The 23,644-nt window shown below is 68.6% G+C and carries 23 protein-coding genes and 4 pseudogenes; 6 read left to right on the top strand and 21 right to left on the bottom strand.

The annotated features are described in order from the left end of the window. The first annotated feature begins 217 nt into the window (after nt 1-217). From OG729_RS00135 to OG729_RS00125, 3 genes are read left to right on the top strand one after another with little or no spacing between them, the layout of a single operon-like run. On the top strand, nt 218-625 hold the full coding sequence (locus tag OG729_RS00135) for a hypothetical protein (RefSeq protein WP_405803426.1): 408 nt from the start codon (nt 218-220) through the stop codon (nt 623-625). Next, nucleotides 625-1,671: a hypothetical protein gene (locus tag OG729_RS00130; protein WP_405803424.1), complete on the top strand. Its 1,047-nt coding sequence runs from the start codon at nt 625-627 to the stop codon at nt 1,669-1,671. Before OG729_RS00135 ends, OG729_RS00130 begins: the two co-directional genes overlap by 1 nt. Continuing rightward, complete coding sequence (locus OG729_RS00125; protein ID WP_405803422.1) at nt 1,668-3,383, top strand: hypothetical protein; 1,716 nt, start codon at nt 1,668-1,670, stop codon at nt 3,381-3,383. Before OG729_RS00130 ends, OG729_RS00125 begins: the two co-directional genes overlap by 4 nt. A gap of 125 nt (nt 3,384-3,508) precedes the next feature. On the opposite strand, the gene OG729_RS00120 is transcribed toward OG729_RS00125, so the two are convergent. Further along, on the bottom strand, nt 3,509-4,618 hold the full coding sequence (locus tag OG729_RS00120) for an IS110 family transposase (RefSeq protein ID WP_405803420.1): 1,110 nt from the start codon (nt 4,616-4,618) through the stop codon (nt 3,509-3,511). 226 nt (nt 4,619-4,844) lie between these two features. After that, nucleotides 4,845-5,764: pseudogene (locus OG729_RS00115) on the bottom strand (IS5 family transposase); the annotation flags it as partial. Between the two features lie 200 nt (nt 5,765-5,964). Here OG729_RS00115 and OG729_RS00110 point away from each other — a divergent pair. Continuing rightward, nucleotides 5,965-6,051, top strand: a pseudogene (locus tag OG729_RS00110) (GntR family transcriptional regulator); the annotation flags it as partial. 92 nt (nt 6,052-6,143) lie between these two features. Next, entirely contained in the window at nt 6,144-7,358 is a 1,215-nt protein-coding gene (locus OG729_RS00105; RefSeq protein ID WP_405803418.1) for an IS30 family transposase, read from the top strand. 177 nt (nt 7,359-7,535) lie between these two features. Here OG729_RS00105 and OG729_RS00100 read toward each other — a convergent pair whose 3' ends face one another. The 6 genes from OG729_RS00100 to OG729_RS00075 form a co-directional block, all read right to left on the bottom strand. Continuing rightward, on the bottom strand, nt 7,536-10,433 hold the full coding sequence (locus OG729_RS00100) for a hypothetical protein (protein ID WP_405803416.1): 2,898 nt from the start codon (nt 10,431-10,433) through the stop codon (nt 7,536-7,538). A gap of 917 nt (nt 10,434-11,350) precedes the next feature. After that, nucleotides 11,351-12,253 (bottom strand): replication-relaxation family protein, encoded by a 903-nt coding sequence (locus OG729_RS00095; RefSeq protein ID WP_405803414.1) that lies wholly within the window; start codon nt 12,251-12,253, stop codon nt 11,351-11,353. Nucleotides 12,254-12,341: 88 nt separating this feature from the next. Continuing rightward, nucleotides 12,342-12,599, bottom strand: a complete 258-nt coding sequence (locus OG729_RS00090) for a hypothetical protein (RefSeq protein WP_405803412.1) — start codon at nt 12,597-12,599, stop codon at nt 12,342-12,344. Nucleotides 12,600-12,917: 318 nt separating this feature from the next. Continuing rightward, nucleotides 12,918-13,673: a hypothetical protein gene (locus tag OG729_RS00085; protein ID WP_405803410.1), complete on the bottom strand. Its 756-nt coding sequence runs from the start codon at nt 13,671-13,673 to the stop codon at nt 12,918-12,920. Nucleotides 13,674-13,800: 127 nt separating this feature from the next. Further along, nucleotides 13,801-14,145, bottom strand: a complete 345-nt coding sequence (locus OG729_RS00080; RefSeq protein WP_405803408.1) for a hypothetical protein — start codon at nt 14,143-14,145, stop codon at nt 13,801-13,803. A gap of 41 nt (nt 14,146-14,186) precedes the next feature. Beyond that, nucleotides 14,187-14,486 carry a hypothetical protein gene (locus OG729_RS00075; protein WP_405803406.1) on the bottom strand — a complete coding sequence of 100 codons (300 nt, stop codon included), beginning with the start codon at nt 14,484-14,486 and terminating at the stop codon, nt 14,187-14,189. Between the two features lie 108 nt (nt 14,487-14,594). Between OG729_RS00075 and OG729_RS00070 the strand changes: the two are divergent. Beyond that, nucleotides 14,595-15,073 (top strand): annotated as a pseudogene (locus tag OG729_RS00070) (HIT family protein). A 29-nt stretch (nt 15,074-15,102) separates the two neighbouring features. Here the strand turns inward: OG729_RS00070 and OG729_RS00065 are convergent. The 13 genes and pseudogenes from OG729_RS00065 to OG729_RS00005 all read right to left on the bottom strand — a co-directional run bounded on the left by OG729_RS00065 (nt 15,103) and on the right by OG729_RS00005 (nt 22,575). Beyond that, a complete protein-coding gene (locus OG729_RS00065; RefSeq protein WP_405803404.1) occupies nt 15,103-15,597 on the bottom strand; it encodes an integrase in 495 nt (164 codons plus the stop codon). Continuing rightward, nucleotides 15,594-16,055 carry a nucleotidyltransferase domain-containing protein gene (locus OG729_RS00060; protein WP_405803402.1) on the bottom strand — a complete coding sequence of 154 codons (462 nt, stop codon included), beginning with the start codon at nt 16,053-16,055 and terminating at the stop codon, nt 15,594-15,596. The genes OG729_RS00065 and OG729_RS00060 overlap by 4 nt, the downstream gene beginning before the upstream one ends. 8 nt (nt 16,056-16,063) lie before the next feature. After that, entirely contained in the window at nt 16,064-16,288 is a 225-nt protein-coding gene (locus tag OG729_RS00055) for a hypothetical protein (protein ID WP_405803400.1), read from the bottom strand. 37 nt (nt 16,289-16,325) lie between these two features. Further along, complete coding sequence (locus OG729_RS00050; RefSeq protein ID WP_405803398.1) at nt 16,326-16,898, bottom strand: hypothetical protein; 573 nt, start codon at nt 16,896-16,898, stop codon at nt 16,326-16,328. A gap of 10 nt (nt 16,899-16,908) precedes the next feature. Beyond that, the gene (locus tag OG729_RS00045) at nt 16,909-17,109 is read right to left on the bottom strand and encodes a hypothetical protein (RefSeq protein ID WP_405803396.1); all 201 of its coding nucleotides are present in this window, start codon (nt 17,107-17,109) and stop codon (nt 16,909-16,911) included. A gap of 417 nt (nt 17,110-17,526) precedes the next feature. Then, nucleotides 17,527-17,754 (bottom strand): hypothetical protein, encoded by a 228-nt coding sequence (locus tag OG729_RS00040; protein ID WP_405803394.1) that lies wholly within the window; start codon nt 17,752-17,754, stop codon nt 17,527-17,529. Between the two features lie 203 nt (nt 17,755-17,957). Continuing rightward, complete coding sequence (locus OG729_RS00035; protein ID WP_405803392.1) at nt 17,958-18,200, bottom strand: hypothetical protein; 243 nt, start codon at nt 18,198-18,200, stop codon at nt 17,958-17,960. 82 nt (nt 18,201-18,282) lie between these two features. Continuing rightward, entirely contained in the window at nt 18,283-18,900 is a 618-nt protein-coding gene (locus OG729_RS00030; protein WP_405803390.1) for a hypothetical protein, read from the bottom strand. A gap of 392 nt (nt 18,901-19,292) precedes the next feature. Then, on the bottom strand, nt 19,293-19,499 hold the full coding sequence (locus tag OG729_RS00025) for a hypothetical protein (protein WP_405803388.1): 207 nt from the start codon (nt 19,497-19,499) through the stop codon (nt 19,293-19,295). After that, nucleotides 19,492-19,854 (bottom strand): hypothetical protein, encoded by a 363-nt coding sequence (locus tag OG729_RS00020; RefSeq protein WP_405803386.1) that lies wholly within the window; start codon nt 19,852-19,854, stop codon nt 19,492-19,494. Before OG729_RS00020 ends, OG729_RS00025 begins: the two co-directional genes overlap by 8 nt. Before the next feature lie 403 nt (nt 19,855-20,257). Next, nucleotides 20,258-21,463 (bottom strand): DUF932 domain-containing protein, encoded by a 1,206-nt coding sequence (locus OG729_RS00015; protein WP_405803384.1) that lies wholly within the window; start codon nt 21,461-21,463, stop codon nt 20,258-20,260. Nucleotides 21,464-21,849: 386 nt separating this feature from the next. Further along, nucleotides 21,850-21,972: pseudogene (locus OG729_RS00010) on the bottom strand (hypothetical protein); the annotation flags it as partial. A gap of 231 nt (nt 21,973-22,203) precedes the next feature. After that, entirely contained in the window at nt 22,204-22,575 is a 372-nt protein-coding gene (locus OG729_RS00005) for a hypothetical protein (RefSeq protein WP_405803382.1), read from the bottom strand. Nucleotides 22,576-23,644 lie beyond the last annotated feature (1,069 nt).

Raw genomic sequence — 23,644 nt, 5'->3', positions numbered from 1 at the left:
CGACCATGACCCCGACCACGCGCAGCTAGAGGGCTGCGTTGCCGGATCGTGACCGATGGTCGGGGCTGGTGGCCGTCAGCCTGGTCGGGGCCGGCGGGTGAGCTGACGAGATGGAACTCGCGTACGCCTCCGCACCCGTGCCCACCGGCCGCCCCACCCCGGTGGGCACGGTGCGCTGCCGTGGCCACCACACACGGCCTGCGCCAGGACCAGCGCGATGAGCGGCTTCTGGGCCGGGATCCGCCGCGGCGTGATGGCGGCTGATCAATTCACGCAGATCGCCAACGGGTTGTTCCGCGACAGCCGGATTTCCTACAGGGCGAAGGGGCTCTTCGGCTACATCAGCACCCACCGAAACGGCTGGCTGGTGACCATCGCCGCACTCGTCGCCCTGGGCCCCGACGGACGGGACGCAGTGCGGGCAGGGCTGAACGAGCTGGAGAAGTGCGGCTACCTGGTCCGCGATCGCCTGCGCCGCCCGAACGGCACCCTCGGAGAGATCGCTTACAGCATCACCGACCGCCCCGCCGCCCCGGACGTCCCGCTGACCGACCCGGCAACCGCACCCGCCTTCCAGGAGCCGGGCAGCGACCCGGGTTCGGCGCGGGGATCCGCCGGGGGGTGATGGCGGGAGATCAGTTCACGCAGATCGCCAGCGGGTTGTTCCGCGACAGCCGGATCTCCTTCAAGGCGAAGGGGCTCTTCGGCTACATCAGCACTCACCGGGAGGGCTGGCAGGTAACCGTCGCCAACCTGGCCCGGCACGGCCGCGAACGCGTGGACGCAGTGACCACCGGCCTGGTGGAACTGGAGAAGCACGGATTCCTGCTGCGCGACCGCGACCGCAACGCCGACGGCACGCTCGGGCAGGCGCTGTACTTCATCACCGACCTGCCTGCCCTGCAAAACCCCAGCTCACAACCAGAGTCGGGTTATCGAGGATTGGCTGAGCCAGGGTTGGCTGATCCCGGCACTAAGAACACCATCAGTAAGAAAACCACCAAGCAGAAGACCAACCCCTTCCGTCCGTGCGACCGCGGCGACGCCGCGCGCACGAGCGGAAGGGCGGGCCCCTCGGACGCGACAGCGTCCCTGGCACCGGCGCCTCCGGCAGACGAGATGCATCCGGGAATCCGGCTGCTGCTGGAGATCGGGGCGAGCCGTCCTGAACTGCTGCTGACCGGGAAAGCGCTGACCGATCAGGGCCGCGTGGCGACCGTGATGATGGACGCCGGCTGGAGTCCCGCGCAGCTGCGCCATGTCATCACCGACCGGCCCCTGCCGACCCCGGTGCGTACCTCGGTCGGTGCGATCATCGCCGCCCGGCTCCGCGCCGCCCAGGCCTACCCGCCGCCCGCCATCGCAGCGGACCACCACGACGCGCCCCCGTGGGACCAGCAGTTCACGTCGGCGACCACCGAGCGGTCATCGACAGCGTCTGCCGCCCGCACCGCGACCGAGGCCCTGACCTATCGGGCCCTCGTCGAATGCTCCGGCTGCGGCGTGCCCGGAACCGCCCCCGGCGAAGACCTCTGCCCGGCCTGCCTGTGCTGGCCGCTGTGCCAGACGTGCCCTGGCCCCACACCGCGGCGCGCCCACCCCGACGGTGACGGCAGCTGCACCACCTGCCATGCCGCGCTGACCCGCGAGAGCGAAGGAAGCAGATCATGACGGACACCCGGCACAACCCACCGCCCACCGCCACCGCCCCCTTGCGGCCCTTCGCCCACGACCCCATACGGTGGGAGGCGGAGCGAGACCTCGCTCTGCACACCGGGCATCTCCCGTACGACGACACCGGAGCCTCCACCACGGCTGGCGAGCCCTACCTGGTCCACGAACGCACCGGATGGGGATGGCTCGCCCGGACGGTTCCCGCCGATGGCAGCCTGCCCGAACTGCCCTATCGCATCGGTGTCCTCCCGCCCACCGCGACGCATGCGGACCGTCTGGCGGTGCGCTGGCTCACCCGGCGGCCCGCCCGGCGCATCGGCCTGGCGGCCTCGATCCCCGGGTCACTGCGCTACACCGCGGCCCTACTGGCTCTCATCGGCTGCGCCACGGCCCTGCACGCGATCGGCCACGGTGTTCCCGCCGGAATCGCCCTGCCCCTGGCGCTGCTGCCTCCGCTGCTCGCCGAGGATCTGCCCGACCGGCTCGACGTCCGCGCCCAACAGCATGTCCGGATCCTCCGAGACCCGTCCGCTGCCCGGTACTTGCAACGCCTGACCGCCGCGCACACATTTGTCCTCCAGGCCGCCGCCGGCCATGACCGCTACGAGCTGCGCCGCGCCGCCGAGATCGGCCAGCACGTCCTGTGGGACGCCGCCGGCCCCCTCCAGACCCAGGACACCCGCGCAGCCTCCATACAGCTCATCGACCGTGAGCGGCTGATGCTGCAGCTCGCCGCGCAGGTCGCCCAGATCATCAAGCCCCGCCGACCGGAGGCCGGTTCACCCGGCGCGGAACACCGTCGACCGACTTCCGCCCGGTCGGCAGATCCTCACCGGCCCTGCGCCGATCCGTACATCCGGCCCACAACCCGCAACCCGCTCGACGCCTCGCCCCCCAAGGAGCGTGACCCCATGCCCAAGCCGCACCCCACCCGCCCCGCCCAGACCGAGGGCATCTACCTGCTCTTCGCGCATGAGCCCTACTACCCATGCGGCACCCAGGAGATCAACACGACCGTCGTGGCCGCGGCGTCCCTGCTCCATCCGCACGTGCGGCAGCCCGACGGCGCGCAGATCCACAACCGCCTCACCCGCGGCCGCCGCCCGGGCGAGATCGTGCCCCTGGCCACGCTCACCCGCGAACTCGACCGCGGCGCCGGCTGGCCGAAGGTCGGCGACTGGGAACAGGTGACCGCGGACCTGCTGCGGCTGGTGCGCACCGGCGGCTGCGACGCGCTCAGCCTGGGCCTGCCCGAGATCGCGCGCGCCCTCGTCTGCAATGGCCCCGACAGCGAGGTGCGTGCCTTTGACCCGATGGCCGAACGGTTCACCGCCTACGGGCCCGCCGAACGCGCGGCCGTCCTGGTCCACGTCGGCGAGTACCTAGCCGGCGCGGCCGCACCGGCCCTGTGGGCCCGGCGACGGACTGCTGGAACCACTCGGTCAGCACGCATGAGACCGCGCGACCCACCCGCGGCCGCGACGCTGCTTCCCCGTACAAGAGGAGAGGACAAACGATGCTCGGCTATGAACCGCGTGCCGTGGGGGCTGTCCTTCGACGACTGCTGCGTCACCTGCCCCGCTGCAAGCGAGTTGGCGTGCCCGGGCGGCCTGGTCAGGCCGTGGGATGCCGTCTTGCGCCCTCGGGCTCTACTGTCCCTTGTCATCAAACCCAGTCGCCGTCTCATCGAACGCATGTCGCTGATGTGACGCTAGGGCGCGTATCGAGTCGTGATCATCGGGTGGTCCTGGTGAGGTCCTTGATCCAGATCATCGAGGCGCCCAGGTGGAGACCGGCGAGGTAGCTGTCGGGAGTCTTGATGCCCCTATGGATGTCAAGCAGCGACGCTGGCAGGTCCTGTCTGGTCAGCCGGAGTGTTCGCTGGGACGAGAAGTCGGTAGATCTCTCGTGCGACGTAGCGTTTGAGGCAGCGGATGATCTCGCGGCGTGTCTTGCCCTCGGTCAGACGTCGTTGCAGGTAGTCGCGGGTGCGGCCGTCCCAGCGTAGACGGCTGAGGACGAGCCGGTAGAGGGCGGCGTTCGCTTGGCGGTCGCCGCCACGGTTCAGCCTGCGGCGCTGTGTCTTACCGGAGGAAGCCTCGACTGGGCTGGTGCCGCATAAGGCTGCGAAGGACGCCTCGCTGACGAGTCGCTCGGGGTTGTCGCCAGCCGAGATGAGCAGGGCAGCGGCGCTGTCCGGGCCGACGCCACGGACTTCCAGCAGGCCCGGCGTGCTGACTTCGACTGCCTCGGCTATTCGCGTGTTGAGATCGTCGATCTCCTCGGTCAGGTGCCGAATGCGGCGAGCCAGCAGCCTCAAGGTGTGGCGGGCGGCCCCGGCCGGCCCTCTCGCGTGCTGGGGGTCGAGGTCTGCGCATTGCTTGAACAGGTGCGGATTGCTCAGTCCCGCCAGCGACTCGCGGAGGGCGGCGTCAGCTGAGACCAGGACGCTCTTGAGCTGGTTGATCGCCTGGGTCCTGGACTTGATCGCGGACCCCTTCGCCAGCTTGAACAGTCGGAGCATCTCGACTGGACCGTCGCCGGTCTTCGCCGCGGCGGTGGCGCGTCCGGTCAGCACGGCGCGGGCTGCGGCCTCGGCGTCGATGGCGTCGGTCTTGCCGTGGCGGCGTCGGGCGGCCTTGTCGGGCTGGTTGACCTCGGTTACCACGATGCCCTCGGCGCGCAGGTGACGGGTCAGGGCGGCTCCGTATGAGCCGGTGCATTCAACGCCGGCCCGCCGCAAGGCACCGAATGACCTTGCCCAGTCGAGGAGTTGCCGATAGCCATCGGCGGTCGCGGGGAAGCTGCGACCGTCCAGTGCGGCGCCGAGCACGGTGATGACGGCTGCGGCGTGGACGTCCTTGTGCGTGTCCACGCCGAGCAGGATGTCCTCGGCGTCCGCCGCGACGTGACATGGGGCGGTGGACTGCGTGATGCTAGTCAAGGTCGCCTATCTCCTGATCGCCTCGGGAACCGGTGGCCGTCGCCGGGCCGGGGGCGGTCAAGACTGTGACGGTGCCTGTCGCGAAGGCCCCTATCGGGACACGTCCCCTGCCCGGCGGCAGCGAGTACCGCCCCGAGCAGTGGCCGACAGATCAAACTCAAGGCACCAGGGCCAGTCGTATCGCGAGTCAGGCCACCGCCCGGAGCGGCACCCCAACATCCTCACAGTCGTATCGGGTGGCGATGCCTCGCCATGCTTTGAGCTTGTTGATCAGGCGTTCGATGGTGTTCCGCTCCTTGTAGAGATCGGCGTCGTGGCTGACGGGTCGGCCACCTCTGGAGCCCTTCTTCTTCCGGTTGGCGGCCTGGTCCTTCTTCTCCGGGATGACCGCCTTGATACGGCGTTTGCGCAGGTGGGCGCGGTTTCCGCGGGACGAGTACGCCTTGTCCCCGGCGACCGCGTCCGGCCGGATGCGGGGTCGGCCGACGGGCCCGCGTACCCGTACCTTCTTCAGGACGGGGATGAACTGCGGGCTGTCCGCTGCCTGGCCTGTGGTCAGGATGAACGCCAGCGGGCGGCACTTGCGGTCGGCGGCGAGGTGGACCTTGCTGGTCTGCCCGCCTCTGGAACGTCCGAGGAGGGCGGCCTTCAGCCGGAGTTTCCGCCGACGCCGGATGCGTCGTCGTTCTTCCAGCGCGGGATCACTTTCGGTCTCTTGCCCGTTTTGCTCTTCGAGGCCGCCCTCTTTGACCTGGCCTTCTCCTCCTCGGCCGCGGCTCTCTCCAGGGCGGTGACGACGTCCTCGTCGAGGTGCATCCCGGCCGCGTCGTGGTGGGCTCGGGCGGTGGTGGAGTCGATGCTGACCAGGGACAGGTCCACCTCACCCCGCTTCGCGGCTTCCGTGATCAGGCCCTCCAGCAGGGCCTCGAAGACGCCGGCGTCACGCCACTGCCGGAAGCGGTTGTGGACGTTCGACCAGGCGCCGAACTCCGTCGGCATCTCCCGCCACTACCCGCCCGTCTTGAACCGCCAGATCACGCCCTCGAACTGCTGCCGCAGTCGCTCGGGGTACGGGCCGTACTCGCCGATCGGCAGGTACGGCTCGATGAACTCCCAATCCGGATCGGTCAGTTGCACTCGCGTCACGTAAGACCGTCTATCGGACCGGACCGTGCCACGAAGGCACATCCCGCATATTGATCACGACTCGATACGCGCCAACTTGTCCGGCCGATCATGTCCGGAGCCAGATGGTGAGAGCTTCTGCGGTGGCGGCGCCGAGTAAACCGTCGTAGCCGGGTGGCCGTCCGCCGCGTGGGCCTTTTCGCTGGTGGGCGGCCTGGCTGTCGGTCTTCGTTGCGCTCCTCGAAGCCCTGATCGCCCAGGACCTCGCGGTCGTGGCGTCCCTGGTCCGCGAACACTTCGCCGGCGCCCCCTGCCCCTCGCCGTCGCGGAAAGGCCCCGTACACGCGCTGCAGGGCTTGGGTTCTAGGAGTCGTTGCAACACCCCAGTTCAAGGGGTGCGATGGACTTCGAGATCCGCGAGGACCGGCAGCCGCAGGGACGCAAGAAGCTCACTCGTGAGCGGGCGGCATACTTCCGGCTCGTGCAGCAGGGCGTAAGCAATACGGAAGCGTGCCGGATCGTCGGGATCAACCGGCGGACCGGGAAGCGCTGGCGATACGGACGCAACCCGTCCGGCGGGAACAAGGCGGCACCACCGATCCGTTCGGTGGTGCCGCCTTCCGTACCCTCGCGGTACCTGCGCGAGGCCGAGCGGATCCACATCGCCGACCGGCTGCGGGAGAAGGCCACGATCCGCGCGATCGCCGTCGAACTGGGACGCAGCCCCTCAACCATCAGCCGGGAGATCCGCCGCAACCGGCACCCGGGAAACGGGCAGTACCGGCCCTTCGCCGCCCAGGCCCGCGCCGATGGCCGCCGGCCCCGCCCCAAGCCGGGCAAGATCGGCCAGAACCCCGAACTGCGGGCCGCGATCCAGGCCGGCCTGGACGAACGGTGGAGCCCGGAGCAGATCTGCCACGCTCTGCGCAGGTACTTCCCCGACCGGCCGGAGATGCACGTGGTCCACGAAACCGTCTACCAGGCCCTCTACGTCCAAGGACGCGGAGAACTACGCAGACAGCTCGCCGGCGCCCTGCGCAGTGGCCGCGCCCGCCGCAAGCCCCACCGGCAGGCCAACTGCCGCCAGCCCCGCTTCACCGACCCGATGGTCATGATCAGCGACCGCCCGGCCGAGGCGGAAGACCGGGCGGTGCCCGGCCACTGGGAGGGCGACCTGATCATCGGCAAGGACAGCGCCTCAGCGATCGGCACCCTCGTCGAGCGAGCCACCCGCTACGTGATGCTGCTGCACCTGCCCGACGGGCGCGGCGCCGAGCAGGTCCGCGACGCCCTCCAAGAGACCGTGCAGCGGCTGCCTGCCCACCTGAAGCGGTCCCTGACCTGGGACCAGGGCAGCGAGATGGCCGCCCACAAGAGCTTCACGCTCGCTACCGACGTCCCCGTCTACTTCTGCGACCCGGCCAGTCCCTGGCAGCGCGGATCGAACGAGAACACCAACGGCCTGCTGCGGCAGTACTTCCCCAAGGGCACCGACCTGTCCGTCCACACCCGCGACCACCTCGACGTCGTCGCCGCCCAGCTCAACGGCCGGCCACGCAAAACGCTCGGCTGGGAAACCCCAGCCGAGCGCCTGCATAAACTCCTCGCGGCCTGAACAACCGACCACGTGTTGCAACGACCCCTAGAAACCGCCGGGCGTGTACGGGGCCTTGGATCCGCCTCGAAATGGTCGAGTGACCGACTACGGCCGGTGTCCGGGCTGTGATCGTCCACGGCGACCGGACTGGGTCGGCCGCGTTCGATCAGCCGCGAGAGCGGCTCTCCCGGGCTCTCACTGGTAGACCTCGATCCTGTTGGCGTTGATGTCGGTCAGTACTTCGATGATGCTGCTGTAGCGCGGTGAGGTGCTGGGATTCACCGGGAGAAGCAGGGTCTCCTGCGCGTAGATCACTGCCTCGCGCACGCTGTCCAGCCCCAGTGACTGGGCCGTCCTTGACATGATCGCCGTGGCGGCGTTGATGCGCCTGGTGGCCAGGTTGAAGTAGACGGCCAGAAGCTGCTTGCTCAGAACGCTCTTCGGCGCGTTGCTGTCGTTGAACTCTGCCGCGGCCTCGCTGATCGACAAGGCTCCGTTCCGGTCGGTGTCGTATCGCTGGTCGGTTGCCTGGATGCGGGCCAGGAACTCGGCGGTCCACAGTTCCTGATGGTTCTTCCAGAACCCTTGGGACAGCGGGTTGCGGGTGGGCGGCACGACGGTGATGGTGGTGCTGGCCGAGTCGGTGACCGGCGTGAAGGTGCACGCCCCTCCGGCGTTCCTGAAGCTCACGGACACGGTGTCGGTGTACGTCGTACCCGCCAGTGCCAGAAGCGTCGGCCGTGCTGTGAAGACGATCCTCAGATCGCCGGACCTGGCCGGCACCGTACCCACGTTCCAGACGAGGGTACGGGTCCCGTCGCCGTTGAGAGTCACCGAACTGGGCCTGGGGCCTGTGCCGAGGTCGAGCGCCTGGCTGTAGTAGACGCCGGCCGGCAGGGTATCGGTGACGGTGACGCCCGAGGCGTCGCCACTGCCCGTGTTCGCGTAGGTGATCGTGTACGTGATGGCCTCGCCCGCGTTGACGGTGGCCGTCGCCGACTTGTCCACAGTCAGCACCGGCGCGTGCACCGTGGTGGTGGCCTGCGCCGTGTTGTCGTCCGTGTACGGGTCGGGCACGCCGTCGGTGTCGGTTCCCGTGACGGTGACACGGTTGGTGAGCACCGTGCCGTCGGTCGTGTCGCACGGCACTTGATACGTGAAGCCCGGCGTGACGGTGGTCGCGGCGCCGTTGGCCAGGTCCGGCAGCGAGCGCTGCTGTGTGGTGCCGTCGGGCAGGGTGTCGGTGACGCCGATGTTGGTGGCGGTACCGGGTCCGAGGTCGGTCACGGTGGTCGTGTAGTTCACGGTTTCCCCGCCGGCTGCGTCGGGGCGGTCGGCCGACTTGGTGATCGCCAGGTCGGCCTTCTGTGACATGGCAAGCACCGTCTCCTCGGTCAGCTCCGGCGGCAGGTTCGGCCGTGCGCCGTCGGCGAACCACATCGCGTTGAGGCGGGGGTTGTACTGGATGTTGGCCCAGTCGTCGTGACCGTCCAGGGTCTGGCTGGGACTGGTGGCGCTGCATCCGAACTGGTTCTTGGGACCGATGGACGTGATGTAGTTGATGTCGGCGGGGACGTTCGTCTCCGTGTTGCCGTTGGTCCCGTTCCAGTCGATGGGTCCGCTCGTGGCGGGCGCGACCCGGAGTTTGCCGCCGACCCCGTACACGGTGTTTCGAGCGGGATCGGAGGGCGTGCCGTACAACCCGCTGTTCTCATTGAGGCCGGTCTCGTTGAGGACCGTGCCAGGTGTCGTCCCGAGGGCCGTCTGCTTGGTCGTGCTGCTGTAGTCGAGAGGCCTCGACGGGTCGTTGTCCGCGAACTGGAGCGTGTAGTTCATCACGCTGAGGTAGTTGGGCTTGCAGTTGGTGAAGTCGTCGCCACCGTGGCCCAGGCCCAGCGTGTGTCCGAACTCGTGCATGAAGGTGGCGGCCTCGGCGTTCTTCTTTCCGCCCAGGCTGGTGAACGAGGTGGCTGCCCAGGAGCCGAGCGTCACGATGAAGTCGTTGCCACCCCGCGGGGGACCCGTGAGGTCCCACTCCGAGTCGCCTGACGAGCCGGGGGCCTCGACGTAGCTGTTGCCGAAGATCATGTAGCGGTACACCTGGCGCTTCGCCAACAGGATGTTCGCGCAGTTCGGGCTGGACCGGTCGGCGGGGGTGCCGAAGAACCCGGTGCAGGGGCCTACCGGATTCCCGCTCTTGAGGTCGTTGAAGTCGTCCTGGGTGCCAGGGCCGTCGCTCTCGAAGCGGAGGGGGGCCACATTCGGCACGGACTCGCCTTCCACGGTGTGGAGGTTGATGCCCCGGTACTTGGTCTTGGTCGCGTCGGCGGGGTCGGGGTACTCGTCGACCGGCGCCTTGGCGAACGCGTTCACGACGTCGGTCAGGGCCCCCGGCTGCGGCTTGTCCGCGGCCATGTAGTCCGCTTCGACGAACAGGTCCTTGCGGTAGGGGACGGCGCCGTACGCCGCGTCCCCGAGGGGCAAGTCGGGGGTCCCGTCCTTGTCGAAGCCCAGTCCCTTGCCTGGGACTTCCCACGTGTTCATGATGCCGTCACCGTCGCTGTCGACGCTGTCCGCCAGACCGACGCAGAACGGGGTGGTGATGGTGAAGTACCCGCGGGCCGAATCCTCGCCGCTGCCTTCGCTCTCACCCGCCAGGGTCGGCACGTCCGCACCCTGTTGGGAGGTGAGTCCACCGCCGGTGAACGTGCAGGTGTTCAGGTCGAACCGGAGGTTCAGGTCGGCGCTTCCGGAATTCGTCCAGCGGATCGGGTCGTCCTGGGACAGGTCGTCCTGGTCCCACAGCTGCATCTGGATGTCGACGGGGTTGTGGCTGGTGTCCACCGTGGCCGTGCGGACCCAGTTGGTCCGGAAGTCGGACCCGTGTCCGCAGCAGTAGGTGTCCCTGCCGTCGAACAGTCCTTGGTGGTCGATCTCGAATTTCGGATAGTAGTCGTTGCCGCAGGCCTCACCGGCACCTTCGTCGCACGACAGCTCGACGACTCGGTAGAGGCTGATGGTGATGTCCTGCGTCGCGGCCTGAGCCGGCGTGGTGCCGGTGGTGGCCACCCCCGCCAGCACCAGCAGGAGCACGGCAAATAGACGGACGAACGATCTAACCCTCGGCATCCGGCGGTCTCCCTCAAGGGCGAGCAACAGTGGAGCGGATCGCTGGCAGGGATATTCGCACCGGGGGCCCGTTTCGACCGGGCAACACGCTCCGTCATCACCGGGGTGTCTGGCAGGGCGTCGCTGAGTCGGCGGTTCCTGAGGATGGTCTGATCGTCAGCTGAGTGGTGGTCTGAGGCCCGCGAGATGCTGGGGAGTCTGGGCACTCTGGTTCGTGACACGGAAGGACATGACCACGGCTTGTATTGCTGGGCCGCGTAGAAGTCAGCTTCGGAGCCAGATGGTGAGGGCTGCAGCAGTTGCGGTCCCGAGGTAGATGTAGCGGCGCTTGTCGCTACTTCCCGCTCACTTCTGACGATCGCCGCAAGCTCCTGCGGGCTGCCTACTGGCTACACCACGCAAGGATCGTCTTCAGCAGCTCGCACTCCGCGAGCTTCCAATCATTGGTCCAAGCGGTGGAGGCGCTCACGACTACTCCCCCTGGGCAGCCGAAGTGTCCGGCATGTGATCGAGTCGTCGGAGTGGGCCCGACCAGGCTGTTTCAGGACTTTGTGGCTAAGTAAGCGCCACCGACCGAGGATTCAGAGGATGAGCGCACCCACAAACTGCTCTACGACACACGCTCCCTGCTGATGCACGGCAACGGCCTTTTGGAAGTCGACGCGGAGACCGGCTTCGTGACGCCGACCCCGGCGCGGATCGCGGAGGGTCAGCTTCACGGAAAGGCTGCAGAGGTCTGTCGCGCTTCGGTCTTGGGGTGGCTGCGCTCGCACGCGCCTGATGGAGCTGCCTGGCTGGGCTGACCAGCGTCGACAGAGTTGGATGGCACGAACCGGCACCCGACTCGATTCGCTGGCGACCGGAACGCTCGCGCGGGGGATTCACAGCTCGGTCCATGGGCGGGGTTTGCCGTCGGCCAGTGGCACCCAGACGGCTTGGGCGGGGCCGTGTTGCTCGATGTCTTCCAGCAGGGCGGCTCCGAGCCGGACTTCGCGGGCGAGGGCTGTTACGAGCGGGTGCTGGGCGACCATGGCCTGCAGATCGCTGATCGGATTGTCCAGCCTGGTTCGGGAGGCGCCGGTGAGCACGAAGAGCACGCGGGGGAAGACCGGATACCAGCGGAGCCAGGCAGGGCCTGTGGCGGTCGGCCTGTGGCGGGTGACGGGCTGGGCTTCGTACTGGAACAGACGGGCGTACTCGATCGACTTCACGGCCAGCCGCTCGCTGCTCATGGTGGTGCGATCGGCTTCCGCGAACGCGCGGAGCTTTCGTCGGTGTTCGCTTTCGGCGGTGGTGTAGTACATGACGGCGTCGGCCGTAGTCTGTTCGCCTTCGCCGATGGAGTGAGACACCTCAGGGGTCCAGTCCCAGGGGCCGTGCTCGTGTCCGAGCCGGCGGGCGTCTGCGGCAAAGGCCAGGTGGGCGCGCACGACGGCGAGCGTGTGCGGGGTCTTGAGCGAGGCTGCCGTATCCGAGGTGATGGGGTAGGGCGGCCGTCCCCGCAGGACGGGCAGATCCCGGGTCAGGCGTGAGCCTTCCTGCGTGAGGTACCAGGCGTGGGTACGTGAGCGGTTGGCGTCCGGCAGTACCGTGCAGTCGACGAAGCTGTCGGAGCGGAGCTTGTTCAGGACGCGGGACAGCAGTTGCCGTGTGCCGTCCGGCCGCAGCATCCGGCGCAGCTGGCTGGTGGTGGCGATGCGGTGCTGGGCGAGCGCGGCCAGTACCTGGTGGCTCAGGGGTTCAGCGGGGCTGGGGGCCAAGCTCGTGGCCGGAGTGCTGGTCATGCGAAATCCTTTCGACGCACGCCTGCGGCCTGGGTGCTGAGCAATGGGCGGCTGCGCGCATGAGAACACGGGTCCCTCGATGTGCCGGTCACGCGATGGCGAGGCGTCGCATCGCGAGGGCGTCGTCGAGGTGGGCATCGCTCACGCTGTCGAGGGGGTCAGCCAACCGGTGATTGCCGCGAGCGGCTTCCTCGACCTGGGCCGCGCGGGCCGCAGGGGCGTCCTTCGGGGCAGTTCTCGCGAGATCGGCGGCGGTGGCGCTCGGGCTGCTCGTACCGCACGCTTCGCATGACGCGTGGTCGATGTGGGGGACGCCGCAGCCGTCGCATGTCCAAGCGCTGCTCATGGGGGTCTTCCTTCCGCGGGCCGTGGCGGTCTCCGTCAGAACCTTCGGTTGCTGATGAGGAAACCCGTGGTCCCCGACCAGATCCCCGACCATGAAGCCCCGACCATGGTCACGAACTCGAATCAGCCTCGTGGTCTGCACCGTGGTCGCCATCCATGACCCCGACCACGAGGCTTGGAGGGCGGCACCTAGAAGTTCGGCGATGGCCGGTCCGCAGCAGCATCTGCTGCTGCGGGGCGTGGTGGCGAGCCACGCCATGCCGGCCATCGTGCGACAGTCGGCCCGCAAGGGACCAACGCCCGTAACCGGCTGCCGCGTTCATGGGGCGGTGGGCGGATGTGCGCTCACCGCCGGGTTCTGCTTCTTGGACCGCTGGGCGGCCTGCTCGAGGATATGTCGGCGCGTCCACCGTCGGCGCCCGTTCTGGCGCCCGGCATTCTCGGCGAGCGCGTCCGGGGTTTTCAGCAGCGGCAGGTTGCCCTGGGACAGGCTGCTGGAGAAGGAGCCGACGCTCTTGTACCCCAGCAAGGCGGCCGCCTGCGTCGCTCCCAGAAGTTCGTCGGGATCGCCGTCGACGGGAACGTCGGGCAGGGGCGGTACCGCTTTGGCTCCCGCTCGTCTTCCGCGGCCGGGCCGGGTGGCCATCCAGTCCAGCAGAGTCTGCACGCGCCACAGCTGCCGGCGGTAGGGGTTTTCCGTGGTGCCCAACTCTTCGACGACGTCCGGGTCGGGGAAGTAACCCGGGTGGTCGCGTACGAAAGTGGTGACCTGGTTGGAGTTCTTGTAGCCGAGGAACCGCGAGGCATCCGCCGCGTTCAGCAACTCCTGCGGGTCGCGGGAGGGCGGTGTGTGTTCCTGGAGCCTTGCCGGCGTGCGGTGGGCGAACCACTCGGTGACCTGCGCGTGGTCCCACAGGCGGGCGCGGCCGCGCATGTCCGCGATCTCGGGAAAGGGCACGCCGGCCGCGTTTTCCGCGCGCTCGGTGTAGAGGCCGCTGATGCGCGCGGGCGTCAGGCCCTGTTCAGCCGCGATCTCGGCAGCGTCGGCCAGGCGAGGCTCACGGCGCGAGGTCATGGCAGAACCATCCGTCCTGTCGGAAGTGGGCCGGCCTGCCCGGCCCACAACGCAAATAATGGCAGGAGTTGCGGTTGGGGGTCCAGCCCGCGGTTCAAGGATTTTCCCGGACGGCCGCGCTCACGGCTCAATCCTCAGGGATCAAGCAGACGCCGCGGCGCGCGGCGTCCTCCGCCATCTCCGCGTACGCCATGGCGGCCGGCGTCATCTCCCACTCGGCCAAGGCCAGCAGCAGGATCACCTCGTCGCGGTCCTGCGATGCATCACAGGGCATACCGGCCGTGTCCGCGGCGAACATCAGCTCCGCAGTGGCCAGCCCGCCAAGGCGCGCTGCCACACTCCGATGCAGATCCTGCAGACCCTGCTGGTACAGCTCGTTCGCCTCGCTCAGGAGCAGCACCAGGTCCTCGCCGAGGCTGGCCGGTGCCGCCGCAGCGAGGTCGAGGATGCGCTGGGTCGTCGTCATCATCATTGAGTATCCCTCCGACAAGGGGGTGAAGGCCGGTGTGGTGGTCAGCTGCAGCCGTCGCACATGGCGCGGCCGCTGCCACGGGCCAGCTTGGGTTCCTTGCGGGGCTCCCTCTTCAGCGCTGCGCGCACGTGGACCTCGAGGGCGGTGAACTCCGGGCCGTCGTCCGGGCAGACGATGCCGGGGTCGGGCGCCCCGCAGATTTCGGCGTGGCGGATCAGATCGGTGATTCGCCAGCCGGCGCAGAAGCTGTCGTCGCGCACCTGCTCGATCTCGGCGTACAGGGCGGCCAGCCGCGGCCGCCGGCCGAGAGCGAGCAGTACGTCGCGTTTGGAGGCGAACACGCAGATCGAGCAGGAACAGCTTTTCCGAACTAACGAAGTGCCGGTCGGGCGCGGTGCTCCGAGACGCTGACCGAGGGTCGGGCGGTCGCGATCAAATAGGTTCTGGTCATGGTCGATGACTGGCGAATGGACCGGATCGGGAGTGCTCTGCGAGGTGAAAACCCGGCCGTGCTGCGGCGCTTGGACGCAGGGTTCGCAGTGATCGGCGATGTGCAGTTCCTGCCGGGCTACTCGGTGCTCCTGGTGGACGACCCGAAGGTGGAGAGACTGTCGGAACTGCCCAAGGCCAGGCGGCTGTCGTTTCTGTCCGACATGGACACTCTCGGAGAAGCAGTCGAGCGAGTATCCCGTCGCATGGACGCAGCCTTCCGGAGGGTCAATCTGGAGATCCTGGGCAACACCGATGGGTTCCTGCATGCGCACGTATGGCCGCGATTCGGGTGGGAGCCAACCGACTTGGTCAGCAAGCCGGTGTGGCTCTATCCCGTGACAGATGGACCGACGATCAGTTCGCACTCGGTCCGCAGCATGACCCACTGCGCAAGGCGATCGAGGACGAGTTGGACTGTCTGCGCTCGGCGCACTGACGGCGAGCCGACGAAGGAGATCGCCGAGGTCACTGGCCTTCTCCATGGATGATCGGCATGCCCAGGGTGACCGGGGTGCGGTTACGGGTTCGTGAGAGCCGGTCCAGCGAAGCGAGCTTGTTGCGGGCGGCTTCGAGGCTGATCTGAAGCCCTTGCACCTCACCGAGCCAGCCGTTGACGCGGGCCTCTTGGATACGGTCGCCGAGATTTCGGATGATCTCTTCCAGTCGTCGACGCTGTTGCGGGTCGACGCGGAGCACCGGACACCGGACGCAGGCATGCTCGTGCTGGCAGGGGGTGCCGTAGGGGCGCCCACAGGTTCCAAGCTCGACCTTGCGCAACTCGAAGTGCTTCTGGAACTCCTCCCACTCCTGCTCGGTGGGTTCCCGGTATTCCGCGGCCGGGCGGTCAGCGCGCCGGGTGTCGAGGAAGGCTCGGTAGGACTTGATCAGCTCCTCCTGGAAGACCGCTAATGGTGGAGTCGGGTATTGGAACTGTCCGAATGCCCCTGTCCGGGTGGTCACGGTCGGCAGGTCTGGATCAGAGAGGCAAGGACTCCTGCTGGGTCATGCAGAGAGTGGGCGCCGTCAGTGACGACGCGGCGTGTGCCAGGGTCGACGCGGTCTGTCCGTGCCCACTCCGGAGACCCGATGCCGATCTCAACTTCCAAACCTGAGACCGTGGCATACCGTCGTTCGGTGATGGGTCCCCACGATTGAGTTCGCACGAGTCCGCCGAGGGCGAGGTCGTTGGCCCAGGTGTTGTTGAAGTACTGGGTCTGGTCCGTCGTGAGCAGGACGATGTCGATGTCGGAGTCGGGGCGCGCGGCATTGCGGGCGTATGAACCGACAAGGAGCAGACCGACGATGTCCTGGCGGTTTGCGGCCCAGCGTGTGATTCCGTCGATGATCTCCTGCGCTTCGGCGGCCCGTTCCTGTGAGATCTCGGATTGCTGCGCTGATTGTTCGGCGCGGTGTGCCATGTGGGCTCCTAGATTTCTGGACGGCGGCTGATCTCGGCTGTGTAGGCACCCCAGTCTCCGGCAGCGGCCCGCTGCCACTTGACGGCGACGGTGATGTCGATGCCGAGGGTGCGGGCGAGGACTGCGGCGGGCAGCTCGGTGGCGAGTTGGAACAGAGCGGTCGACCGGGTCTCCGCCAGCCGGATGCCGAGCTTGCGGAGCCTGGGAACCCACCCCTGACCTGCTCTTCTCACTCCCGTGACGTCTGGGCGAACGCGGCCGGCATGGGGGTCACGGAGCCGGGGCGGCCGGATGCTTCGACCTGCACCCACTCCCCGGAGGGGCCGACGACTGCACAGATGCTGTCGACCCGGACGGGGCCGTGCTCCCCGGTCGGCCTGGTGTCGTGCTGCCAGAGATGATCCGGGTGCGCCGGTACTGCTCCTCGCCCCGGGCCCCGGGGAGTGCGCCGGCCACGGCCTCGGCGACGGCGCGACGGCTGCTTTCCTCCGCCTGCTGCTGGGCGGCGCGTTCGGCGGCCTGCTGCGCGGCCTCGGTGTGCAGCGGGTACAGCCGCCGGGTGACCTCGCGTGCCACATGGTGGGCGCTGCTGGCCGTGACCCTGATCGAGGGCGCGGTCATCTCGGTCTCGTCCGGCAGTGCGGCGTAGATCTTCAGCTGGTCGGGGCGGCGGTCGTCGGGCTGGCACAGGCGCACGGCGCGGCCGTCGTCGTCGATGATGAGTCCTCCCATACCGCGCTCGTAGCCGGTGAGCCGGTCCGTCCGGCAGTGCGTGCCCAGCTCCTGCGCCACCTCGTCGGCAAACGCGTCCAACAACTCCTGTGTGGTCAACTCCTGTGGCATGGCGGCCGCTTCACTCCTTCGGATGGCTGGTGGGCGTGCCCGGCGCGGGGCTGCTCGCGGGCTGGTCGCGGGTCTCGGCGTCGCGGCGGAAGTCTTCGGCGGTGTAGCCGGTGTCGCACGGCGGCTTGCACAACTGGCCTGGAGGCGCGCCGCACGTCTCGCACTGGTCGTCGAAGTCCTCGGGGCGCCACGGCCGCAGCGGGCCGGTCATGCGGGGAAGCCCCGGATGTGGTCGAGGACTGCCCGTGCGGACATGACCGGAGTCCGGTGCATCGGCTCGGTGCACTGGGCCTGCCAGATACTCGCGGGGCGGGACGGGGTGATCTGGTTGCAGGTGGCCGGGCTGATGCTCCACTCGCGGCCGTGCGCGTCGGTGGGGGGTGTAGGTCAAGAACTCGGGCTTGTCTTGACGGCCGTTGTCTGTCCAGGAAAGACCGGCAGCCGTGAGGGCGCGGCCCAACTGGTCGCAGCGCTCGCGGGTGATGTGACCGAAGGTTGCCAAGGTGCGGTCGGTCCCTTCTGTGACGGGCGGCGGTCTGGCGGCCGGTCAGGGTCGGCCGGACGGCTGGGGCTTGCGGTAGCGGTATCGGACGGTGCGACTGCTCGCGGTCACGGACTGCCGTGCTGGTCAGGGCGTGGTGGTCCACAGCGGGAGGCCGGTGCTGGAGCGGGTGGTGATGCCCGCGCGTACCGGAGCCTCGCGGTAGTCGGACACCCGCACGTAGCCGCCGCGTTCGGTGTCGATGCGGACGGTGTCGCCCTCCCACTCCCACCCGTTGATCAGTTCGGCGGGGAGGTTCTCGATGTCGTCGCTCTCCACCTGCATCGCCCAGGCGGTCAGCTCCTCGCCGTACACCTGCCGTCACTCGCGCAGGATGGTGAAGAGGTGGCCGAAGTCGTCGACCAGGGCCAGGGCGCGTGCCTTGTCGGGGGCCGGGGCACTCGGCGAAGCGGGGCTCGTCGGGGCGGGTGCGCTCACCGAGGCTCATCAGCCAACGCATGATCAGATCGTCTCCATCGTCGGGCGGGGCGGTGGGTGTCTGGGGGAGGGGCGGTGGCTCAGGGGCGCCCGGACGGCTGGGGCTTGCGGTAGCGGTACAGGAAGCGCGCGGCCCACTCGCGGCTGGCGAAGCCGGGGATGCCGCCGCCGCTGCCCGGGTGGTTGCCGGGATACTCGGCAACCCACTTGCAGCACTCCGCCTGGTACCAGGCGACGCCGTAGCTGGTGCCCCGGTCCTGGCGGTCCAGGACGCGGTAGCCGAGCGATCCGGAGTTGACGGTGAACGTGAACTGCTCCGGCACGGTGGCTCCTTCGGTCGGCCCGGGTACGAGAGGGGGCGCCCCTGACCTGCGGTTTCCTCGGCTTGGCTACGACGGCTCGGTGTCAGTTGGCGCTGACCAGGGCCCGGCGGCGCCCGCTTGGGCGGGCGCGCTGCTGGGCGCGCAGTGAGGCGGCCTCGTCGTGGGCGCGGCGGGCGTGTTCGTGCTCACGGGCGGCCTCGGTGAGGCAGTAGGGGCCCCACCACTGCTTGACGTCGACGGTGCGGGCCAGCGAGTTGGGGAACTGCGAATACGGGAGGTCGGCCAGCATCAGCAGCAGGACCGGGTGCGGGGAAGCGAGGAACCATCGTGCGACGGTCCACCAGGCGGTCACGGCGGCGCGCCGCGCGGGGTGGGCGGCGCGGGCTTCCCGCTCGTAGCGGGCGGCTTCAGCCTGGGCGTGGGCGGCTGACCAGGTGAGGAAGCGCAGCAGGGCGGGGGTGTCGCGCTGCCGGGAGGCGTTGAGGATCGCGGGCAGGTCGTCGCGCTGTGCGACATGGTCGGCGCAGGCTCGCACGACGGCGGTGAGCGTCTGTGCCGTCTTCTCCGACGGGTCGTGTCCGGCGGCGGACTCCATCGGGTAGACCGTCACCTGGGGGCGGTCGGTGTAGTCGTCGCGGTAGAGGGTCAGGCTGCCCCGGTAGCCGGTGCGGCTGCGGGAGAGCCGCGGCAGGGCGGTCATCGGGGGCGGTGACCTGGAAGGCGCTCACGGGGCCGAGACAGGCGCGGACGGCGGTGAACTGGTCCCAGTAGTGGGGGTGATGGGTGCCGGTGCCGGTGCCGGTGCCGGTGACGTGCACGCTGCCGCGCATCGCCCCGCCCAGCTCGAACGGCGTCGTCCGTGCGGGGGCCGGCCGTGGCGCGCACGGGGCCGGCGGGCGTCTCGATGGTCAGGCTCGGGCCGGTCATGGGCTGCGACTCCTCGGGCGTCGACTGGGCGAGCTGGGGGCCTGCCGCCCCGCGCCCGCCGAAGGGGAGGGTGCAGGCGTCGGGGCGGCAGGTCTTCGGCCAGTGCTGCTCTGGCCGGTGCGGCCGTCCGCCCCCGGGCTGGGGGGCGGGAACGGCGTCTGCGGATTACTCCTGCGGCGGCTTGTGGCGGCGGAGGTTGTCCCGCTCGGTCAGGGAAACTTCCTTGCCGCACGGGCATTCGGCGTAGCGGCGGCCGTGCAGGTGGAAGAACTTCGGTCCGGTGTTCTTGGCGTTGACCGTGCGGAGGGTGCCGGGGACCGCAGTGGTGTTGGTGAAGTAGCCGTTTGCGGTGACGGCGGGATTGTCAGCCACGGGGGCTCTCCTCGTCGGTGTCGGGGATCTGGCGCAGGACCGGGGCGGGGTAGGCCTCGCGCAGGACGGCGGACACGTCGGGGCACGGGAAGACGGCGGCGTGGAGCTCGGCCGTGTCCATGGGGTGCAGCCACCCGGTCCGTACGGTCCAGCCGCACGCACAGGGGTTGGGCTCGGAGGCCGTGGTGGCGACCAAGACGGCGCTCCGCATGGAGCTGTCCTCCAGCGCGAATATCAGCAGTGCGCGCAGGGCGCAGAACTCGTCTTCGTCCAGGACGGCCAGGCGGAGCGGCTCGGTGCCGATGGAGAGATCGGCTCGGCTCGTGACGAACGCGTCGTCGGTCCGCTCGGCCACGAGGTTCAGCGTGTGTTGGCCGTCTCCGACTGCCTGCACACGGCGGTAAGGGCGGTCAGGGTGCGGCTCATGGCGGCTTCGATGGCGGCGTCGCCGGGGTGGGTGAGCTCCGGGCGTGAAGGCATGAGGGCTCCTTGCGAGGCGGGGCGGTGGGCGGTGGGCCTCGGAGGCCGGCCGCACTGCGCCCCTGGGCACAACGGGTGTCTTCTGGCGCGCGGTCTGCTCCGCAGACGCGTCGCGCTGCCTCTACGCGGCAGGGGCCGGGGCGGGCACGCTCCGCGCTCCCTGAGCGGGTGGGAACGCGCGCTCCGCGCTCTGGGGGAGGTTGGCCCGTGCGGGCCGGGCTCGGGGAGGTTCCCGGCCCGCACGGGGGTCTGTCAGCTGAGGCTGCCGATCTCGGGGCTCAGCGGGTGCGGAGCTGGAGCAGGCGCCGGTGGGCCTTGTTCTTGATCTCGTCGTCGGCGCCTTCGAGTACGGCCGTGGCGCGTGCGATTTCCTCGGTCATGGACTGCGGCGGGCGCCTGGGGGTGACGTGGTCGAGGTAGCCGGTGATGGCGCGCTCGGCCGCGTAGGCGGTCCGTCCGACGCGTTCGCTCTCGGTGCGGAACACGTCGTCGAGGGCGTCCAACCGGGCGGCGTGGTTGGTCCGCTTCCGGCTGGATGAGTCGTCGTCGAGGGGCCACAGGTCGGCGATCGCCTGGTGGAAGTCGGCGATAGCGATGTCTGTGCGGGCGAGCGCGGTCTCTTCGTCGGCGAACCGCTCGAAGTACTGGGAGGAGAGACCCAGGGTGCGGCGGGCTTCCTTGATCTGGCTGGTGGCTCCTGCGGTGTGTCGGACGGCCCAGCGGGTGACGGCGTCACGGACGGCGAACCGCTCGGTGTTGGCGCAGACAGGGCGCCACGGGGTGACGACGCACTGGAACTGGCCGTTGCCGGAGTGGTCGTTCATCACGGCGATGTACGGCACCACGACATCGTTGATGCCGTCGGCGTCCACGGTGACCGTCTCCGGGAGGCGGATGGAGATGAACACGCGCTTCCCGCCGCGCAGGAGTCCGGCGGACTCCCACACCACGTCGTAGCGGCTCACGAGTTCCTGGAGGAACTCGAACCCCGCCCGGTTCTGAATCGGTGTGTACCGGGAGCCGACTGCACCGAGAGCGGCGCCGCTGTCGGAGCGGACGGTGTGCTGTTGGTCGGCGTGCTCGCGCGTCTCACCCTGCCACTCGTACAGGGCGGGCACCGTGGTGACGTCGAAGTCGAGCCCGGACAGACGCAGTACCTCGTCAATGTCCGTGGTGCCGCCGGGGATGATCTGGCCGAGGCCGTGCCAGGCCGGGGAGGACGCGTACAGGGCGGTGGTGCCGTCCGCCTGCTCGTCGAGCCCGTGGTTGGCGATGATCTGTTCGATCTGCCCCTCGGTGTTGCGGGAGACGGTGAACGTCTCGCCCCGGTCCCAGCCGGTGAGGACTTCGTACTGGTCGGTGCCGATCATGCGGATCTCGCCCCGGTCCACACGGGCTTGGAAGGCGCGCTCGTGTTCGCGGACGGCTTCGACCTGTGCGGTCTTCTCGGCAGCGAACGCGGTGTTTACGTCGGTGATACTCACGGTTCCCCTTCGACGTTGGATTCTGCGGTTTCGGGGGGCGGGGCCGCCGCCCCCCGAACAACTCCAATATTAGTGTTTTTTTAGGGTGAGTGAACCCACCCCTGACCAGCACACTTAGACCAGCGTGCGGTACTCAGGCAGCGGCGTAAGGCTCGTGCGCCGCGCATTCGTGACCGCCGACACCGCCGCGACACCGCGCATCTCGCACAGGTCATAGCGCAACTCGGGGGCCTCTCCGAACGGGTCGGCGTGCGCGTGGATCGCCTGCACCCAGTAGGTACCGTGACGCTGCGTCAGGCTGCCGTGATACCTGACCTTCTGCCACAGCACCGGTCCGGCGTGCTGCGGGTCCAGACTCCGGGCCACAGCGATCACGAGTTGATCCGCTACCCGCCCGGACAGCAGCATGACGAACGCGTGCGCGACTGTAGCGCGGTCGACCGGCACATCGGCCATGGCCGGGCCGGTGTGACCGGTGCGCACCCCCAGGGCCCAACCCAGCTCGAAGAACGGCCGGACCATGTCCAACTGCTCTTGCGGCACCCTCAGGGCGTCCGGGTCGCTCTCGCTGCGGGCCAGCTGCCGCAGCGCGTAACGGGCCTGGTCCTGCTCGGCCTCCGTGAGCGGCGCTCCGACGTCCTCGGCCTGCTCTGCAATCCGCGTGTTCTCCATGGCTTCCCTTTTCCTCTCCGTGATAGCGGGTGGAAATGGACACCCCGGGAGGGGTGCCCCCGCGCGGACTACTTCAGAAAGCCGCGCGACCGGAGGAACTCGGCCGTGATGTGCGCGACTCCACGGGGCTTGTAGATCTGCAGGAATCGCCGCATCTCAACTTCGGTGCGCCCTTTCTCGTCCGGCTCGATGAATTCGTGCACGAGCCGGTAAGAGCCGTCACCCGTCGGCATTTCCAGCACAACCGGACCGACCTTGGTGTCAAAGCGAATTCCGGTGTAATTCGCGTCGGAGTTGTGCACGATCTTCGCTCCCGCGCGCTGGCACAGCAGGGGCAGGAAGTTTGCGACTGTACGGGCCTGGATTGCAAGGCCGTTCATGGGTGCATCCTTACCTCCGTGCACCCGGCGGACGATCCCGCCAGAGATTTGGATCTCCACGTCTTCCCCTTCGTTGGTTCCTTGCGGTTCCCGGGGGCCGCCCTCCAGGACTTCAAATAATAGTGTGTTTTGACGTCGGGCGGAAGACCTGTTGCGCCCCATGTTGCGGTAGATGTTGCGTCCTGATGTTGCGTCAGGTGTTGCGTCAGGTGTTGCGCGCCGTGGCGGCCGGCCTCCCAGCTACCCCAGGTCAACGGCCTGCAAGCGCGTGGTCGGCGTGCTGACATCCCCTCTGCTGCCACTGTCCCGCACCGGTAGAAGGATGAGTAAGGAATGGGGGGCGGGTGTGGTCGGACGGCCACCTCGGGGATCGGGCGCGGTCTGTGGGTTGGTTGCGCGTCGGCCGTGGGCCGTCGCGCTGGCTGGGTGTCCCTGGCGGGGTGTGTCGCCCCGTGTGGGGGCGTGTCGTGGGGGTGGAGCTGCTCGCCTGTCTCTCCACCCTTCTCCGCCTCCCGTACGCCCTGCCTCGCCCCCGGCTCCTCCTCCCGCCCCTTCCCCTTCCTCCTGTCCCTCTCTTCCTCCCGTGGGGGTCGGTCCTGCCGTAGCAGGCACACCCCCCGGGGAGGACTCGCCCCGAACTCCCTCATTTGTACGGCCCCGCCCCGTAGCGCGCCTCCGCAGCATGACTCCGTCCTCGATCTCAGCCTCTTCGTACTGTCAGGTCTGGCCTGACGCGCTCTCAGTCCTCGCCGGTTGTCTGCCTGTTCAGTTGCGGGACCCAGCGGGGCTGTGGGGCAGTGCCCTTCAAGCTGAGAGGGGGTCAGGATGAATTTCTGAATTAGTATCTGCGATGCAGAATTGAGTATGGGTCATATCGCGAAAGGCGATCCGCCCCCTAGCCAGCTTTCGGAATTCGCGGCTGATGATGTGTGTGTTTGTAAATTGGATTGACGGCTATTCACCCGACGATGCGAGCAAGCCTCTTCCTCTAACCTGCGCCTTTCTGAATTCGCGGAGCGAATTCTGTTCGGAAATGCGGAGCATTTCCGAATTTCTGCGTCACGGAGTGACGCAGCGTCAATTACCTTGCGGAGCAAGGTAATTGAACCGTCGCGTAGCGACGGCGCGT

This window comes from Streptomyces sp. NBC_00210, assembly GCF_045160975.1.
Lineage (GTDB): Bacteria > Actinomycetota > Actinomycetes > Streptomycetales > Streptomycetaceae > Streptomyces.
The sequence above is the reverse complement of the archived record's forward strand: the minus strand, read 5'-3'. Positions and strand labels throughout refer to the sequence as shown.